At 64.4% G+C, this 16,152-nt stretch carries 15 protein-coding genes and 1 pseudogene; 6 read left to right on the forward strand and 10 right to left on the reverse strand.

Translation table 11 applies throughout. The features are described 5' to 3' along the window. Positions 1-229: 229 nt before the first annotated feature. Entirely contained in the window at positions 230-817 is a 588-nt protein-coding gene (locus V7S63_RS24940; RefSeq protein ID WP_336532210.1) for a nuclear transport factor 2 family protein, read from the forward strand. Between the two features lie 175 nt (positions 818-992). Here V7S63_RS24940 and V7S63_RS24945 read toward each other — a convergent pair whose 3' ends face one another. The 4 genes from V7S63_RS24945 to ftrA all read right to left on the reverse strand — a co-directional run bounded on the left by V7S63_RS24945 (position 993) and on the right by ftrA (position 4,571). Continuing rightward, a complete protein-coding gene (locus V7S63_RS24945; protein ID WP_336532211.1) occupies positions 993-1,751 on the reverse strand; it encodes an SDR family NAD(P)-dependent oxidoreductase in 759 nt (252 codons plus the stop codon). Between the two features lie 117 nt (positions 1,752-1,868). Further along, positions 1,869-2,912, reverse strand: coding sequence for a carbon-nitrogen hydrolase family protein (locus tag V7S63_RS24950; protein ID WP_336532212.1), 1,044 nt, complete (start codon positions 2,910-2,912; stop codon positions 1,869-1,871). A 57-nt stretch (positions 2,913-2,969) separates the two neighbouring features. Continuing rightward, positions 2,970-3,413: a hypothetical protein gene (locus V7S63_RS24955; RefSeq protein WP_336532213.1), complete on the reverse strand. Its 444-nt coding sequence runs from the start codon at positions 3,411-3,413 to the stop codon at positions 2,970-2,972. 138 nt (positions 3,414-3,551) lie between these two features. Next, positions 3,552-4,571, reverse strand: coding sequence for a transcriptional regulator FtrA (ftrA, locus tag V7S63_RS24960; RefSeq protein ID WP_336532214.1), 1,020 nt, complete (start codon positions 4,569-4,571; stop codon positions 3,552-3,554). Between the two features lie 83 nt (positions 4,572-4,654). On the opposite strand from ftrA, the gene V7S63_RS24965 reads away from it, so the two are divergent. Continuing rightward, positions 4,655-5,056 (forward strand): rhodanese-like domain-containing protein, encoded by a 402-nt coding sequence (locus V7S63_RS24965; RefSeq protein WP_336532273.1) that lies wholly within the window; start codon positions 4,655-4,657, stop codon positions 5,054-5,056. 362 nt (positions 5,057-5,418) lie between these two features. Here the strand turns inward: V7S63_RS24965 and V7S63_RS24970 are convergent. Further along, positions 5,419-6,585: pseudogene (locus V7S63_RS24970) on the reverse strand (IS3 family transposase). Between the two features lie 191 nt (positions 6,586-6,776). Here V7S63_RS24970 and V7S63_RS24975 point away from each other — a divergent pair. Continuing rightward, positions 6,777-7,193, forward strand: a complete 417-nt coding sequence (locus V7S63_RS24975) for a hypothetical protein (protein ID WP_336532215.1) — start codon at positions 6,777-6,779, stop codon at positions 7,191-7,193. Here V7S63_RS24975 and V7S63_RS24980 read toward each other — a convergent pair. Both V7S63_RS24980 and V7S63_RS24985 read right to left on the reverse strand, forming a co-directional pair. Further along, positions 7,190-7,312: a hypothetical protein gene (locus V7S63_RS24980; protein WP_336532216.1), complete on the reverse strand. Its 123-nt coding sequence runs from the start codon at positions 7,310-7,312 to the stop codon at positions 7,190-7,192. The two genes, V7S63_RS24975 and V7S63_RS24980, sit on opposite strands and share 4 nt — an antisense overlap. A 209-nt stretch (positions 7,313-7,521) precedes the next feature. Continuing rightward, a complete protein-coding gene (locus V7S63_RS24985; protein WP_336532217.1) occupies positions 7,522-10,632 on the reverse strand; it encodes a PAS domain-containing protein in 3,111 nt (1,036 codons plus the stop codon). A gap of 508 nt (positions 10,633-11,140) precedes the next feature. On the opposite strand from V7S63_RS24985, the gene V7S63_RS24990 reads away from it, so the two are divergent. Beyond that, positions 11,141-12,670, forward strand: a complete 1,530-nt coding sequence (locus V7S63_RS24990; protein WP_336532218.1) for a PAS domain-containing protein — start codon at positions 11,141-11,143, stop codon at positions 12,668-12,670. Here the strand turns inward: V7S63_RS24990 and V7S63_RS24995 are convergent. Both V7S63_RS24995 and V7S63_RS25000 read right to left on the reverse strand, forming a co-directional pair. Beyond that, complete coding sequence (locus tag V7S63_RS24995; RefSeq protein ID WP_336532219.1) at positions 12,667-13,023, reverse strand: response regulator; 357 nt, start codon at positions 13,021-13,023, stop codon at positions 12,667-12,669. The two genes, V7S63_RS24990 and V7S63_RS24995, sit on opposite strands and share 4 nt — an antisense overlap. After that, entirely contained in the window at positions 13,020-13,307 is a 288-nt protein-coding gene (locus V7S63_RS25000) for a DUF6894 family protein (protein WP_143079825.1), read from the reverse strand. The genes V7S63_RS24995 and V7S63_RS25000 overlap by 4 nt, the downstream gene beginning before the upstream one ends. Positions 13,308-13,619: 312 nt before the next feature. Here V7S63_RS25000 and V7S63_RS25005 point away from each other — a divergent pair, with 312 nt between their 5' ends. Beyond that, positions 13,620-13,967, forward strand: coding sequence for a RidA family protein (locus V7S63_RS25005; RefSeq protein WP_336532220.1), 348 nt, complete (start codon positions 13,620-13,622; stop codon positions 13,965-13,967). A 272-nt stretch (positions 13,968-14,239) separates the two neighbouring features. Here the strand turns inward: V7S63_RS25005 and V7S63_RS25010 are convergent, their stop codons facing one another. Further along, positions 14,240-15,148 (reverse strand): LysR family transcriptional regulator, encoded by a 909-nt coding sequence (locus V7S63_RS25010; protein WP_336532221.1) that lies wholly within the window; start codon positions 15,146-15,148, stop codon positions 14,240-14,242. Positions 15,149-15,285: 137 nt separating this feature from the next. On the opposite strand from V7S63_RS25010, the gene V7S63_RS25015 reads away from it, so the two are divergent. Beyond that, the gene (locus tag V7S63_RS25015) at positions 15,286-16,116 is read left to right on the forward strand and encodes a transporter substrate-binding domain-containing protein (RefSeq protein ID WP_336532222.1); all 831 of its coding nucleotides are present in this window, start codon (positions 15,286-15,288) and stop codon (positions 16,114-16,116) included. Positions 16,117-16,152: the final 36 nt, after the last annotated feature.

Below are 16,152 nucleotides of genomic sequence, written 5' to 3' on the forward strand. Positions count from 1 at the left end.
TCCGTCCGAGCCGCCATCACGATCATCGCAGTCGACTGCGGCGCCAGGCAGCAGCCTTTCGGCATACGCGCCGCCGCGCCGCGTACGTGCGTCTCGCCCCTGACCAAGCGGACGGAGGAGGTAGCCAAGATGCTTCCGAGCGGCCGGATGCGCGAGGCGGCAGAGCTGCATCACACCTGCGACGATCACCCCTCTCCATGATGAAGAACATGACGCAGGCGCGAACGATTTGGGCCCGCCGCCACGCCCTTCAGGGCCGGAAACTCAGCCTCACCCACTGTTCGAGAAAGAGAGCTTACGCATCATGACAACCGCAATGGGCATACGAAAAGAACGGACGGTCGGTCCTGTCGGCGGTAGCGATCACGTCGTCATCGATACCATGACGGGCCAGACCGGGAGTTATGCCGACTGGGTCGCCGCGTTCGCGGAAAGATGGGCTGATGCCCAGGCCAATCTGGACCGGTTCATGCAAATCCTCGGTCCGGACATCGTCCTGAAGGCGCCCGGCCTGCGGACCACGCGCGGCCGTGCGGCCGGCTACCGAGCCTTCGCCGGCACCTTCGCGGCGCTGCCCGATCTGACAGGGAAAGTCCTGCGCTGGAGCGCCAGCGAGGATGTCCTGTTCATCGAGATGACCTTCTCGGCGACGATCGGACGCCAGCTTATCTCCTGGAACGACGTCGACCGGATCCGCTTCGAAAACGGAGTTGCCGTCGAGCGCGTCGCCTATTTCGACCCGTCGCGCATCCGGCGCGCTTATCTCGGCAGCTTTGCCGGCTGGCGTCAGCTCTGGCGCATCCGGCGTATCCGGTAAGGCGCCAAGGGCAGTGGTTGCCCGCCGCGATCGCGCAGCGCATACGACCAGGGACCGCGCGATCCCTCGATCCGGCGTCGCGTGAGACAGGCGCTCCCGACCGAGGCGCCGGAGCGCCGGAAGGCCTCGCATGGACCGTCAGGGGCGGCTTGCCCGATCGGGCGCACGCCTTCGCTCAATGGAAATAGGAGGCGCCATTGATGTCGATCGTCGCACCTGTGGCGTGTCGCGCGAGCCCGGATGCCAGAAATGCGATGACGTTCGCGACGGCGTCCGGCGTGCACATCTCTCCGAGAGGCACGTCACGAAGCATGTCTGCTTCGCCGCGCGTCGCGATGACGGCCTCCTGCCGCTCCGTCCGAACGAACCCCGGCGCGACGATATAGGCCGTTATTCCGTCGGCCGCGAAATTCTTGGCGATACTTCTCGTCAGGGCGACCAGTGCACCTTTCGATGCGGCGTAGTGCATCAGGTGGGTTTCGTCACCGCGAAACGCCGCCCGGCTGGCGACAGCGACGATCGAGCCGCCCCCGATCAGGAAATGCGGCAGGGCGGCACGGTAGAGATCAGCGATCGCACGCACGTTGACCTGCATCGTATCCGCCCAGACCCGGTCCCATTGCTCGTCGGCCGCGTCCAGCATCAGCGGCGCAACGAGGGCCGCATTGCAAACCAGGAGGTCGATCCTGCCGAATGCCTTGACCGACGCCCTCCACAGCTCGGCTGCGGCACCGCGGCGCCGCAGATCCGCGCGAACCAGAGCGCACGAATCCGAACCGATGTCGGCTGCGAGCCTCTCCGCCTCGGCCTCTCCGCTCGAATAATGCAAGACGACCTTGGCGCCCGAACGCGCGAGCAGGCGTATGCTGGCGGCGCCTATGCCCTTGGAGCCGCCGGTAACGAGCGCAATCTTGCCGGAGAGGTCGACGAGCATGCTGTCGAAAATCCCTTCGCAAACTAGGGAATGAACCGAGGGCGCCCTCCCAATTCCTGGCGATGCGCCGACGGGAAGATGCCCGGCCGGGTGATGTCGGCCAGGGCTCGAGGCGGGTCAGCCTGTGTGCGAGCCGGGCCTCGGCCTGTCGGCCCCGTGGGATTGCAGCTGTTCGGGCTCGCCACTCTCGTCGCCGCCGCCGGAGGCCAGGATCACGCCGGCTTGGCGCGGAGCGCCGCGGTTGAGGCGAAGATCGAAGATATCGGGGCGGGCGTAATGCCCGGCGATGTCGTTGACCGCCTTCGCCGCCCGCACGTTGCGCAGATCGATGCGCGCGGTCAGGACCGTCTCCTCGCCGCTGGGCGCAAGCGCGATGATCTCGCCGCGCGGGTCGATGATCGCGCTGTCGCCGGTATAGGTGAAGTTGACGAGCTCCTTGTAGCGCTCCGGCATATCCGAGGGTTTCAGCAATCCGCCGGCGCAGATCACATAGCAGGCCGCCTGGGCCGCGAAGGCCCGGGAGAGCAGATGCTGCCGCGGCCATTGCGGGTTCGGCGCATCCGGCGCCGCCGCGAGCTCGCGGCCGGGCCAGGCTCCGACGTGAATCTGCGTCCCGCCCGCGACAAGCGCGAAGCCGGGCAACATCATGTTGTGCTCCCAGCAGTTCAGCCCGCTGATACGACCGTAGGGGCGCTGATGCACCACCAGGCCTTGGGCGTCGCCCTGCCCCCAGGCGACGCGCTCATAGGCCGTCGGCCGCAGCTTGCGGTGGCGCCCGAGAATGACGCCTTCGCGACCGATGAACAGCAGCGTGGCGTAGACGGTGCCCTGGGTCTGCGTATCCAGTTCGACGACGCCGATCACGACATCGGTGCCAGCCTCCCGTGCCGCCTTGCACAGCCGGTCGGTCTCCGGTCCCGGGATCGCGATCGCCTGATCGAGATACGCCTCGGCGGCATCCCACCAGCCTGGTGTCGATTGCGGCCGCCAGGCGAAGCCTGGATAGCCGGGCAGCCAGGTCTCTCCGAAGCCGGCCAGAACCGCGCCCTGGGCGCCGGCCTCCGCGATCAGCCGGCAGGCCTTGGCGGTCGAGGCCTCGCGATCGAAATAGACGGGGGTGGCCTGGATTGCGGCGACAATGATGGAGCTGGCGCTGGGCATGGGCGTGTCATCCGGATTGAAGGTCATGCGCGCGGGGCGGCGAATTGCGGAACTGCTCTAGCGCGGCAGGAAGCTGCGGATGCGGTCGAGATACCAGCCGGGGAACCCGAGCGCGGTCGCGGGCTCAAGGAGGTTGGTCACGTACTGCGCCTCGGCCTGTCCAGGCTCGAGCTTGGGCAGGAGGTAGCAGAGTGCGGCCCGCTCGCGGCCCTCGCGATCGCGTGCCAGCACGGGATACGGATAATACTTCGCCTTCAGCTGGCCATAGACGTGCGCGATCTCGTCATGCGTCAGCAAAAGAAGGAGCCCGTACGCCGTCTGCCGGTCGTTGCGGACGAGGTTCATCAGCGGCGAGATCTGCAGTTCATAGCCCGGCAGCATGGCAACGTCCTGCGCCGCAGGCGCCATCCCGAGCTGCTGCATAACCTTCGGATTGATGAGGCCGCCATAGTAGAAGCCCCAGACGCGTTCCGGCTTGTCGCCGGCGGATCCGCTCGTCACGTCATCTCTCCTTTCGACGCTCTCGTCCGCAACCGATATGCGCGGCGGGCCTCGATCGGAAAGTGGCAGTACTGACAATCACCGCATGAATCCTGCCACACGCTGGAAGCAGGCGATCCGGGCTCGCGGGAACCGCCGCTACATGATCGATTGCCGGGCGGACGGGAGGCCTGCGAGGTTGCGTCCGGTGCCGAACCGACGCCTGTACTCGGTCGGCCCGATCCCGACCGACTTGCGGAAATGCATCCGCATCGTCGCGGCACTGCCGAATCCGGCTGTCGCTGCAATCTCCTCTACCGGCAGAGACGGCCCTTCCAGCATCTGCTTTGCGGCCGCCAGCCGCTCCTCGAGCAGCCAAGCGGCCGGTGTCAGGCCTGTCATCTCCTTGAAGCGCCGCAGGAAGGTGCGCTCGCTCATCGCGGCTTGCTGGGCCAGATCCGCAACGGTCATGGTCTGGTTCAGCCGCGCCCGCATGGCGTCGAGCAGAAAGGTCAGCTTTCCGTTGGGCCGCCTGGGAACGGGTCGCTCGATGAACTGGGCTTGTCCGCCGTCGCGATGAGCCGGCATGACCAGTCGCCGGGCGACGCTGTTGGCGGCGTCCGCACCGAAATCGCGTCGAACGATGTGCAGGAGAAGGTCGATGCCGGCCGCGCTGCCTGCTGATGTCAGGACGTTGCCTTCGTCGACATAGAGCACTTCCGGGATCAGCGTCACCTTGGGAAATGCTGCCTTGAAAGCATCGGCGTAGCGCCAATGTGTCGTGGCGCTGCGCCCGTCGAGCAGGCCTGCACCCGCCAGGGCGAAGGCGCCCGAGCAGATCGACACGATCCGCGCGCCCCGTGCGTTCGCCCGCTGCAAGGCCGAGATCAATGCCGGAGGGGGTGCCAGGTGGGTCTTCCAGCCCGGCACGATGATGGTCCCGGCCTCGTCGAGAGCATCGAGCCTGGCAGTGGCGGAAATGAAGATGCCGCCCCCCGCCCGCAGCGGACCATCCTCGATCGCGCATGTCACCATGCGATACCAGTCCTCGCCCATTTCGGGGCGCGCCAGGCCGAAGATCTCGGTCGCTATGCCGTACTCGAAGGTCGCCAGCCCGTCATAGATCAGGACGGCGACGAGGCGATTGGGCTTTTGGCCCAGGTCAGATGCATTTGGCATGATCGTTACGCTAGTTGGCGATCATGCCAATTGCCACAAGACGACCGCGACTGCAAAACCGGGTTCGCAACAGGGAGAATTCCATGAAGACAAACGGTGTGACCCAGATCCCCGCGGCGGCGCCCGAAGATGCCGTCGCCCACTTTTCGGCCGAGTTCACGTTCGAGGCCGATTGCTGGGATGTTCATGATGCGCTGAAATCTGCCGAGCCCGGCTTCGTGCTCCTCGACGTCCGGAGCCCCGACCTTTTCAAGCAGGGGCATGTCGCAGGTGCGATCAACCTTCCGCATGGCAAGCTCATTCCGTCGAAGCTTGAACAATGGCCGAAGGACACCCTGTTCGTGACCTATTGCGCCGGCCCGCACTGCAACGGTGCCGCGCGAGGCGCCCTTCGGCTGGCCAAGCTCGGCCGCCCGGTCAAGATCATGGCAGGCGGTGTCACCGGGTGGATCGACGAGGGATTCACACTTGCCCCTGGCGAGTGAGAAACACCCTAAGACAGCATCGTTCGACACGACCTCAAAATTCGATCTTGCCGTCCGGGCGAACGATCGGGCGGCAAGACTTCTGGTTTGCCGCCACTTTCGCGGCGCCAGTGTGCCCTACGCCGCCCATCGAGAGCAGGCTCGGCAAGCCCACCGTCTCACCCTGCTCGAAATCCCGGCTTGCCCGTCTCCCGGGCAACACGCTCGATTGCTGCCAAAGCGCGAGACTCAAGAGCGTCGTCGGCTATCCGGATCCGAATCGAAGATATCTCAACGACACGAAGCGCTGCCGGAGGGCTACGTCTCAACTGCCGTCAGCGCGCGTCGTCATATGGCCTGCTGCCGGTTTTGTGGACGCTCAGTTAAGCTGACCCGACCTTCTTTTCGAACTCGGCCGGGTTGATGTAGCCGATGGTCGAGTGCCTGCGAACGGCGTTGTAGAACCGCTCGATGTAATCGAACAGGTCGCCACGAGCATCGTCGCGTGTACGGTTGACCCCGCCTCTGATCCATTCCGTTTTCAACGAGGAGAAGAAGCTCTCCATGGCGGCATTGTCCCAGACATTGCCGGAGCGGCTCATCGAGCAGGTGATGCCGTTGTCGGCCATCAGCTTCTGGAACGCCTCGCTGGCGTATTGGCTGCCCTGGTCGGAGTGATGCGGCAGCGCGTCGGGCTTGACGCGGCGCCAGATCGCCATCCCGAGCGCGTCGGTGACGAGCTGCGCGGTCATCTCGGCCTTCATCGACCAGCCGACGACGCGGCGAGAGAACAGATCTATGACGGCCGCCACATAGAGCCAACCCTCGGCGGTCCAGACATAGGTGAGCCGAAGGCCCGCGAAGCGAATTCGGCTATCCAGCGCTGGTTCGGCCGCTCGGCATGGAACACACGGTCGAGCATGTTGGGAGCGATCGCCGAGCGCTGGCCGGCATCCTTCGGCAACCCGTGCCGGCGTGGCTTCGCGCGTAGGGCCTGCATCCGCTTCAGCCGCTCGATGCGGTGAAGGCCGCAATCGATGCCCTCCGCCAGCAAGTCCCGCCAGACGCGGCGAGCGCCTTGAGTGCGATCCGAGCCGATGAAGCTCGCTGGCACCTTCACCCCAATCGCCTCGTCGTCTTGGCTGCGCTTGCCCGGCGTTCTGGCGAGCCAAGCATGAAAGCCCGAGCGCGAAACATCCAGCCCTTCGCACAGCCACGCCACCGGCCAGATCCCCCGGTGCTTCGCAATGAACGCGAACCTCATGTCACGTCCTTTGCGAAGTAGGCTGCGGCCGCTTTTAGGATATCGCGCTCCGCCTTGAGCTCGGCGACCTCCCGCCGCAACTTCTCGATCTCGAGCTATTCAGGCTTCATCTGCCCGTGGCCAGGAAAGGCCCGCGCAGTGTCGGCAGAAAGCAGCTTCACCCATTTGCGCAACTGGTTCTCGTGGACATCCAGGTCCCGTGACGCCTGCGCCACGCTCACCCCGCGTTCCTTGATCAGGCAACCGCATCGATCTTGAACTCACGCCGAAATCGCCTTCGCTGCACCTCCGGCTTCATGAAACACCCAATTTCGGTGTCCACGAAACCGGCAGCGGGCCATCCCTTCTGGATCGGCTGAGATACTAACGGGAGCTCGAACCCTCACGGGTCCGCCCGATTACGCATGCTATTGGCGCAGCGCGGGCAATCTCAGCAGGACGTCAGAACGGAATGCGAGATCCGTCCCAGGCGAGACGATGTCCGGATTGTTCAGAAACGGCAGCGTCAACGACAGCAAGAAGATGGGCTGCTGCTTCGCGCGGCCGGAAGGGCCCGGGCTTGCCTGCTTCGCCGCGATAGGGCTCCGATGGAGCTGTGACGACAGTGCCGGGATGCAGGGCCAGGGCGATAGCATCTGGCCGCGTCCGTTTCAGCTCGATCGAGAGGGTGCGGATCAACTGATTGAGCGCGGCCTTGGAGGCCCGGTATGCAGACCATCCACCCAGGCGATTGTCCTCGATCGATCCGACGCGGGCCAAGCGCGCGGCAAAGACCGAGCGACCCTGCCTCGGCAGCAGCGGGATGAGAGTTTGGCGATCAGGGCTGGTCCGATGGCGTTGACCGCGAACAGTCTGGCGAAGGCTGCCGGATCGATCGCCCTCAACGACTCTTAGGGCGTCACGCCGGAACCATGAAGGATCGCGCTGGCGACGATCACAAGGCTGACGGGCGGGCCGGCGGCGATCACACCGGCGACCTGCTGAACGCTTTGCTCGTCAGTCATGTCGGCCATGTGCGGAAATCCTCCCCGTGCCCCCAAAGGGGATCCGCGAACTCGTCGGATGCAGGGATAGCTTCCACCAGCGCCGAGCCGATGCCACCCCTCGCCCCCAGGATGACTCTCCTCGTTTCGTCAAAGCCGGAGCGTCGGACACGGCCACGTGAAACGAGGGCGTGATCGGCCACCCGCCAGCATGTGCGGATGGCTTCACCGGCATGACCTCATATCGTGTCGGTGTCGGAACTGCTCAGCGAACTTGGCTGGCTCGCAGGCGCTTTCACGCCGAGAACCTCCAGCAAGCTGTGTTCCCCGTAAGGCTTGACGAGGATCGACGCGCGCTCGTCCTTCGCGACGGTGGACGCGTCGCCGGTCGCGAACACGACCACGACCTGCGGCCGAAGTTCGCGTGCACGAGCGGCAAGCTCGGTGCCGGATGCTCCCGGGAGATTGATGTCGGTCACCAGGATGTCGACGGGAGCCGTCTGCAGCGCGGCCATCGCCTCTTCGGCGCTTCCGGCATCCACAACGACGAAGCCCGCCTCCTCGATGATTTCGGCCGTGTTCATGCGGATCAGCGCATCATCTTCGACAAGGAGTACGGTGCGTCGCGCATTCGCGGCGGCCGGCGGCGCCGGCACGGCGGCCATCTCCGGCTCCCTGCGTTGGGCCGCTGCGGCATTCCGCTGCTGCTGGTTTGCCAGGACGTGCCTGACCTTTCGCGCCAGCGCTTCGCGCGTGTAGGGCTTCGAGAGCAGCTCGACGCCCGCATCCAGCTTGCCCCCATGCACGATGGAGTTCTCGGTATACCCCGAGGTGAACAGCACGGCGATGTTCGGGAGGCGCTCACGCGCCTTGCGGGCCAGTTCCGGGCTCTTCAGCGTGCCGGGCATCACGACGTCCGTGAAGAGCATGTCGATCGGAACGCCGCTCTCGATCACGTTCAGCGCACTTGCGGCATCGACGGCCTTGAGCACGCGGTAGCCGAGATCGGCCAAGAGCTCGACGACCGTCGCGCGAACCTCCTCGTCGTCCTCGACCACGAGCACCGTCTCGGTGCCGCCCGCGACGGGGCCGGTATCGACCGCGACCTCGACATCCTCGCTCTCGAGTGCGCGGGGCAGATAGAGCTTGATCGTCGTGCCATGCCCGACCTCGGAATAGATCTTAACATGGCCCCCCGATTGCTTGACGAAGCCATAGACCATGGAGAGGCCGAGCCCCGAGCCCTTGCCCTCGCCCTTCGTCGAGAAGAACGGCTCGAACACCTTGTCGATGATCTCGGGCGCCATGCCGCTGCCGGTATCGGTGACCGCCAGCATGACGTACTGCCCCGCCGTCACGTCGTCATGGGCGCGGACATAGGCATCGTCCAACATGGTGTTCGAGAGTTCGATGGTGAGCTTCCCCTGGCCCTCCATCGCGTCGCGGGCATTGATCGCGAGATTGAGCAAGGCGTTCTCGATCTGGGCTGGGTCGATGAACGTGTTCCACAAGCCGCCGCCGACCACGGTCTCGATCTCGATAGCTTCGCCGAGCGCGCGGCGCAGCATGTCGTCCATGCCGCGCACGAAGCGGCTGACATTGACGACCTTGGGTTCGAGCGCCTGACGGCGTCCGAAGGCGAGAAGCTGCGAGGCGAGCTTGGCCCCGCGGGAGACGCCGGCCATCGCGTTGGTTACGCGTCGCTCGGCGCGTTCATTGCCGGCGATGTCCTTTGCCAGAAGCTGGAGGTTGCCTGCCACGACCTGAAGCAAATTGTTGAAGTCGTGCGCGACGCCTCCCGTGAGCTTGCCGACCGTCTCCATCTTCTGAGCCTGCGCAAGCTTGGCTTCGGCCTGCCGCCGCTCGTCGATCTCGGCGATGACGCGAGCCTCCAGGTTATCGTTCAGCTGTCGCAACTGCGCCTCGGCCCGCTCGCGATGCCGTACCTGCCGGGCGAGGTCCTCGGCCTGCGCTCGAAGAGCGGCTTCAGCCGCTCGCTGATGGGTGATGTCGGTATGGACGCCGACCCATTCGACGATCTCTCCGACCGTGTCGAACACCGGCAAGGCCCGGATCGCGAAGGTGCGCCAGCTGCCGCTGCTGTCGCGCACGCGGTGCTCGTGGACGTACATACTCCGCGCATCGACGGCCGCGTTCCAGCTTTCGACGGATGCGGACCGGTCATCGGGGTGCACAGCGTCAGCCCAGCCGAAACCCTGGTATTCCTCATAGGTCTGACCGGTGAGCGCAGCCCAGCCGGGCTGCTCGCCATCCATCCGGCCGTCGGGACTGTTGGTCCACAAAACCCCGTGAACGGCATCCATCGCCCGACGAAACCGGCTGTTGCTGCGCGCCAGTGCCGCCTCGCGCAGAGCACGCTCCTGCACGTCGATTCCCAGAACGTATACGCCAGGGATCGAGCCGTCCGGCTCAATGCGCGGCACATAGCGAACCTCGAGCCGGCGAGTCACGCCATCACGGTGGGGCATCGTCGTTTCTGCGGTGAAGCGCTCACCCGCAAGCCCGCGGTCGAGATCTGCTCGGCGATCCTGATAAGGCGCATCGCCGATGACGTCCCTGACGTGTCGCCCGATCATGCTGGCGGGCGACATCCCGAACCAGCTTTCGTAGGCGATGTTGGCGAAGCGATAGACGTGCTCCCGGTCGACATAAGAGACCAGCATCGGCAGGGCGTCGGTGACCCGCAGCAATTCGGTTTCGCTGACGGCGACGCGCCGTTCCGCCTCGACCCGTGCGCTGTTGTCGACGATGGTGCACATGACGCCGCCGACGCCGCCATCGGCTTCGTAGACCGGCGTATAGAACAGGTCGAGATAGAGCGTCGTCCTGCCGTCTGGCCTGTCGAATTCGATGGGCTGGTCGCGATAGGAGATGGTTTCGCCGCGCAGGCCGGCTTCCAGAATTGGGCGGTTCCAGTCCCATACCTCGGGAAACGCCATCGCAACCGGGCTGCCGAGAGCCGAAGGATGACGCTCCCCGGCTATCGTCCTGTAGGCATCGTTGTAGAGCATGATGTGGTCGGGCCCCCACATCAGCACCTTGGCCACCGGGGAGTTCACGATATTGGCGATCGTGGCTCGCATTTCGACCGGCCAGGTATCGACGGCGCCGAGGCTGGTCGCTGCCCAGTCCCGCTCGCGGATCAACGCACCACATTCTCCCCCGGCCACTGGCCATGCCGTGCGTTCCTTCGGCGTCGAAAGGCGAGGCCTATCCCGGAGGACTTTCAAGGCGGCGCGGACCACTTCGCTCGAATCCGCATAATGACCAGAGGCCAGTTGCTCGGATACGAAATCCTCAAGATCGGGCGTGAGGGCGATGTTCTGCATTGGACCGGTCATCATATGCGCTGGAATCGACTGCTGATTTATTCGTGTCAATACACTCTGCTGCGGCAGCCGCGCGGCTTGAACAGCATCCCGAGATGGGGAGATCCGATCAGTCCGTAACCACCTACCCAGCAATCACCTGGAAGCGGTTCAGCGGGTACGGGCCGAAGGTATGGACTATCGGGGCGTTGGCTGCGCCGCATCCCCGCGCCACTGGGATACGTCCGACCTACGGTACTTTATGTCAGGCGTCGCAGGTCCACCGTCCCCGGCCGGGGCTGCATATGAATCGGGCGTCGCGTTCGGCGGCTATCATTTTGCCCTATAATCTGAGGTAAGCCGCGCATCCATAAGGAGCTTCGGTAGGTTCGACGAATCCACGATTGAACTCACCGCGGTCGAGAGAGTTGCATTCTCGCTACAGCCATATGCCGTCGCGTCGTCCAGCAAATGACACGACTATCGGGAACGTCTCGGGTTACGAAGCACACGAGGAGATCCAGAACGCATGAATGCCGAAACCGAGCACGATCGTATCGAGAGCGAGATCGACAAGGTCGGCAAGTCATCGGACCCGTTCGCATCCGCCGTCCGCGCAACGCGGATGCCGATGTTGATCACCGATCCCAACCAGCCCGACAATCCGATCGTCTTCGTCAACGACGCTTTCCTGCGCCTGACCGGCTACGAGCGCGAGGAGTGTCTCGGGCACAACTGCCGATTTCTTCAAGGGCCGGATACCGATTCCGCCGATGTGGCTAAGCTGCGCGACGCGATCGAGCGCCGCTCGCAGATCGAGATGGAGATCGTCAATCACCGCAAGGACGGCAGTCGGTTCTTCAACCGCGTGCTGATCTCGCCAGTTTTCGACGAGGACGGCCACCTGACCTATTTCTTCGCGTCCCAGTTCGACGTCACGCTGGAGCGCGACCGTCTGGTGCGTCTCCAGCGCGAGCATGACAAGCTGGAGAAGGAGGTCGAGCGCCGCACCCGCGAGCTCCGGCAGTCCGAGGAGCGCCTCAAGTTCACCATCCAGGCGGCCCGCCTCGGCTCATGGACGCTCGACCTCACCGACATGCGGCTGACCTGCTCGGACATCTGCAAGCGCAATTTCGGGCGACAGCCGGCCGAACCCTTCACCTATCACGACCTCATCGCGACAGTCGTGCCGGAAGAGCGGCAGCGAATGCAGCAATCCGTCGAGGACGCCATCGAGGAACATCACGACTACGAGCAGGAATACCGGATCGAGATACCGAGCGGCGAAACGCGCTGGATCATGGCGCGCGCGCGGCCCTACTACTCCGCGGAAGGCAAGCCACTCAGCATGGCCGGCGTCACGCTCGATGTTACCGAAAGCCGCCGTAATGAAGAGCAGCGGCTGCTGCTCACCGCCGAGTTGAAGCATCGCGTCAAGAACTCGATGGCGACCATCCAGTCGATCGCGACGCAGACGCTGCGCAATGCAGGTTCGCTCCAGGAAGCGACCGAGGTTCTCACCGCACGCATGCAGTCGCTGGCATCGGCTCATGACCTGCTGACGCGGGAGGAATGGCAGAGTGCGACCATCGCGGAGGTGGTCGCGAGTGCCACAGAGTCTTTCGAAGCCCCGGGGGCAAGGCGCTTCCGCGTTGGCGGTCCGCCAATCAGCTTGCCGCCTCGGGCGGCCATGGCGATGGTGCTTGCTCTGCACGAGTTGTCGACCAACGCGGCGAAGTACGGCGCTTTGTCGGTGCCCGACGGTCATGTCGTGATCGATTGGCAAATTGCCGATCACGCAGGCTCGAAGATGATCGAGTTCCGCTGGCAGGAGGTCGGGGGGCCGAAGGTCACAGGCCAGCCCAGCCGCCGCGGTTTCGGCACTCGGCTCATCGAAAAGGTGCTGACGGCCGAACTCAATGGCAAGGGCTCGCTGAGTTACCTGCCATCCGGTGTCTTGTTTACAGTCGAGGCGCCGCTCCCGGACCAGGACAAAATCAGTGGCACGCCGGACGACGAAGAATTGTTCCGGCGCAATATCACCTCGTCCTTCGACTAACCCATCCGCGAAAGTGCCTGATGCATCTGACGCGCGGAATAAGGCTTGCTCAAGAATGTCACATCGTCCGGCAATTCGCCTGATTGTAGCTTGTGGTGACCCGAGACCACGATGATCAGGATCGGCGGCCAGCGATCGCGCACCGCCTTGGCCAACTTGACCCCGTCCATGCTGCCCGGCATCTGGACATCGGTGATAACGACGCGAATATCGTCGCGGGTCTCCAGGATGGCGACGGCGGCGTCCGCATTGGCCGCCTCCAGAACATCGAACCCCGCATCCTCGACGATATCGACCGCGTGCATCATCAGCAGTGGCTCGTCTTCGACGATCAACGCGATTGGCTTGCTCACTCACATGGTCCGTTCTGTGGCGGTCGGGTTCCATCAGGGTCCATCTCCGGCTCTTCGCCGTCGTAACCGCTAAATTCCAGTTTCGCGCGATAGATCGCTGCGCCATGCTCGTCGTCTATTTCGACGGCCATATGGGCTTCGCGCTTGCCAGGAATATGATCCCGGGCGATCTCGGCTATCGCGATCTGTGCGTCCCGGCGGGCTGCCGAGGCGTCGGGGAATTCCATTGGTTCTCCCCGATCGGGTCCTTCGCCGACATCCATGCGCACAACGTAGGTTGGCATCGCAGCCATCTCCGATCCCCCTAGGGCCGAACGGCAGGAGAGGTCAGCATGTTCCGCGATGCTCCGTTTTCTTTTTTGTAACGACAGCTCTGCGGCGTGATGGAAAACGGATCGATCCTTCAACTGGACTGGAAATTGCCGGCGACTGAGTGTCGATCACGTCATCGACGTCTGCTCGGCTAGAGAGAGAATGTCTGCAGGTGGCGCATCGCGGCGATATGGCGTCGTCGCCATATGCGTCATAGAGGCGATCAGCGCTGGTGAACCGACCCCCGGAAATCGGCCGAAGACCGGGTAGATGGAGCTGACCCTATGATCGAACGAATTGGGATGACGGAACGCTGGAGCGACGCAGTCATCGTCGGAGATCTGATCTTCCTTGCAGGCCATGTCGCGGAGCAGACGCGCGGACAATCCGTCAAGGTGCAGACCGAGGAAGTTCTGCGCAGCCTCGATGAGACGCTGGCCCATGCCGGCGTCTCCAAGAACAACCTGGCCAGCGTTACCATCTATCTCGCCGACATGGCGGGGTTCGCCGCCATGAACGAAGCTTGGGACGCCTGGGTCGCAAAAGACCACGCTCCGGCCCGCGCGACCGTCGAGGCGCGCCTTGCCTATCCGGACCTGCTCGTCGAGATGACGGCGATCGCCTCTCGATAGTCCAGCGCCGATCCCATCGCCAAATGCGAGGACGATCCGTCGGGCTTGATCGCTCGACGATCGGCGCTTCGGAAACAATTGATCCTGCAGTGCGCCAATCACTGCAGATCCCGAGGTCTGCTTTCGTGGGGTGCGCCAAATTCTGCTCCTGGCGCTTCGCACTCTGCCGCCGCCGCATCAGAAGCGGATCGCCTGGGGCTGGCGACCGAGAGCGTGGGCCGTCCGGAGCCGACGCTTCTTGCGGGCCAGCCAAGCACTGCGCTCCTGTGACTTCAGCGATCTTCGCCGGTCTCCAGGAAGGCGGGGCGAACCGCCTTCTTCAGCTCGTCGATGAAGGCTCGGATGAGCCGTTTGGGGGTGCGCGCCTTCTGATAGAGCGCGTAGGCCTCGACCGAGACGCGCGGGCTAAGGGGCCGCACTTCCAGCCGGTAGCGGCTGCCGCTGATCGCGGTAAAGGAATCGACCAGCGCCACGCCGAGGCCGGCCTCGGCCAGCAGGCAGGCCGTGTTGCTGTAGCGCACCTCGATCGGGCAGGCCGGGCGCGCACCGGCGAAGAAGTCCCGCTGCAGCAGCAGCCCGAGCCGTGCGCCCGGCTCGAAGCCGATCATCCGGTGGCCGGAGAGCATGGCAGGAGAAATCTCGCTTTTGGCGGTCAGCGGATGGTCCCGCGTCATGGCGCAGACCATCTGCCCGGCACCGATCAGTTCCGCCTCCAATCCCGGCCTCGCATAGGGCTCCAGCGAGACGCCGAGATCGGCTGCGCCGCTCTCCAGCCCTTCGATGACACCATCGGTACGGCGCACGTCGAAATCGACATGCAGCTCCGGCCGGTTGCTGGCGAAGCGCGCCAGGGCGCGGGGCACCAGTGCATTGGCGATCGGGGGCGTCGCGAGAAGCCGTAGCGAGCCGCTGCGCGTGTCGCGCAGTGCGGTGACCTTGCGCGAGAAGGACTGGACCATCGAGAAGATGGGATCGCTGTCGCGATACATCTCGAGCGCTTCCGGCGTCGGGATCAGCCGGTTACCCTGCCGCTGGAACAGCTGGAAGCCGAGCTGCCGTTCCATCTGCTTGACCGCGGTGCTCACCGCCGGCTGCGACAAGGCCAGCCCCTGCGCCGCCGCCACTGTCGTTTGGCAGCGAATGACCTCCCGAAAGATCTCGAGTTGCCGCAAATTCAGCACGTCGGCCGGCTCCTCTGGACAGATCGCGGGCAGTATAAATTTGATTGATAGTAGGGCTAGTGATTTTTCTAGATCTGATATTGTGGCGGCTTTCCGGCCCTGACTATCCTGCGGTTTCCCGTTCCCAGGAGCGCGCCATGTTCGCCAGAATCGCCACCATCGGCTTGACCTTGCTGCTTGCGCCCACCGCGATGGCGCAGACGACGTTGAAGACCGCCGTCGATGGCACGTTCGCGCCTCACGCCATGCCCAAGCTCTCCGGCGGCATCGAGGGCTTCAACGTCGATCTGGCCGAGGCCATCGGCAAGCAGCTCGGCAAGACGGTGACAGTCGATGCCGCTCAGTTTTCCGGGCTGATCCCGGCCCTGCAGGCCGGCACCTACGACTTCATCGTCGCGCCGGTGACGGTCAGCAAGGAGCGCGCCGAAAGCCTGCTCTTCACCGAAGGCTATCTCAACACCGACTTCCAGTTCCTGACGAAGAAAGGCGCGCCGCCGATCACCGCCCTCGAAGAACTCAAGGGCAAGGTCATCTCGGTCAACAAGGGCTCGGCCTATGACAGCTGGGCGCGCGGCCTCGAAGAGAAGATCGGCTGGAAGGTCGAATCCTTCGGCACGCAGACCGACGCCGTCCAGGCCGTCATCTCCGGCCGGGCCTACGCCAATGTCGCCGGCAACACGGTCGTGCAGTGGGCGGCCAAGAGCAATCCGCAGATCCAGCTCTCCTACACCTATTCGACCGGGCTGGTGTGGGCCGTCGCACTGCGCAAGGATTCCGGGCCGCTGCGCAGCGAGCTCGACCAGGCCATCGAGTGCCTGAAGACCAACGGCACCATTACCGCTCTCCATGAGAAATGGTTCGGCACCAAGCCGGCGGCCGGCTCCGCCGCCGTCACTCCGTTCCCGGGTTATGGCGTGCCCGACATGCCGGGCTACGATGCCGCGGCGCATACCCCCACTTGCAAGTGAGCGAGGCGATTGCGTCGGCTCGCGGACAGGCTGGAA

It is taken from the genome of Allobosea sp. CCNWLY174 (genome assembly GCF_037120455.1).
Taxonomy (GTDB): domain Bacteria; phylum Pseudomonadota; class Alphaproteobacteria; order Rhizobiales; family Beijerinckiaceae; genus Allobosea; species Allobosea lupini.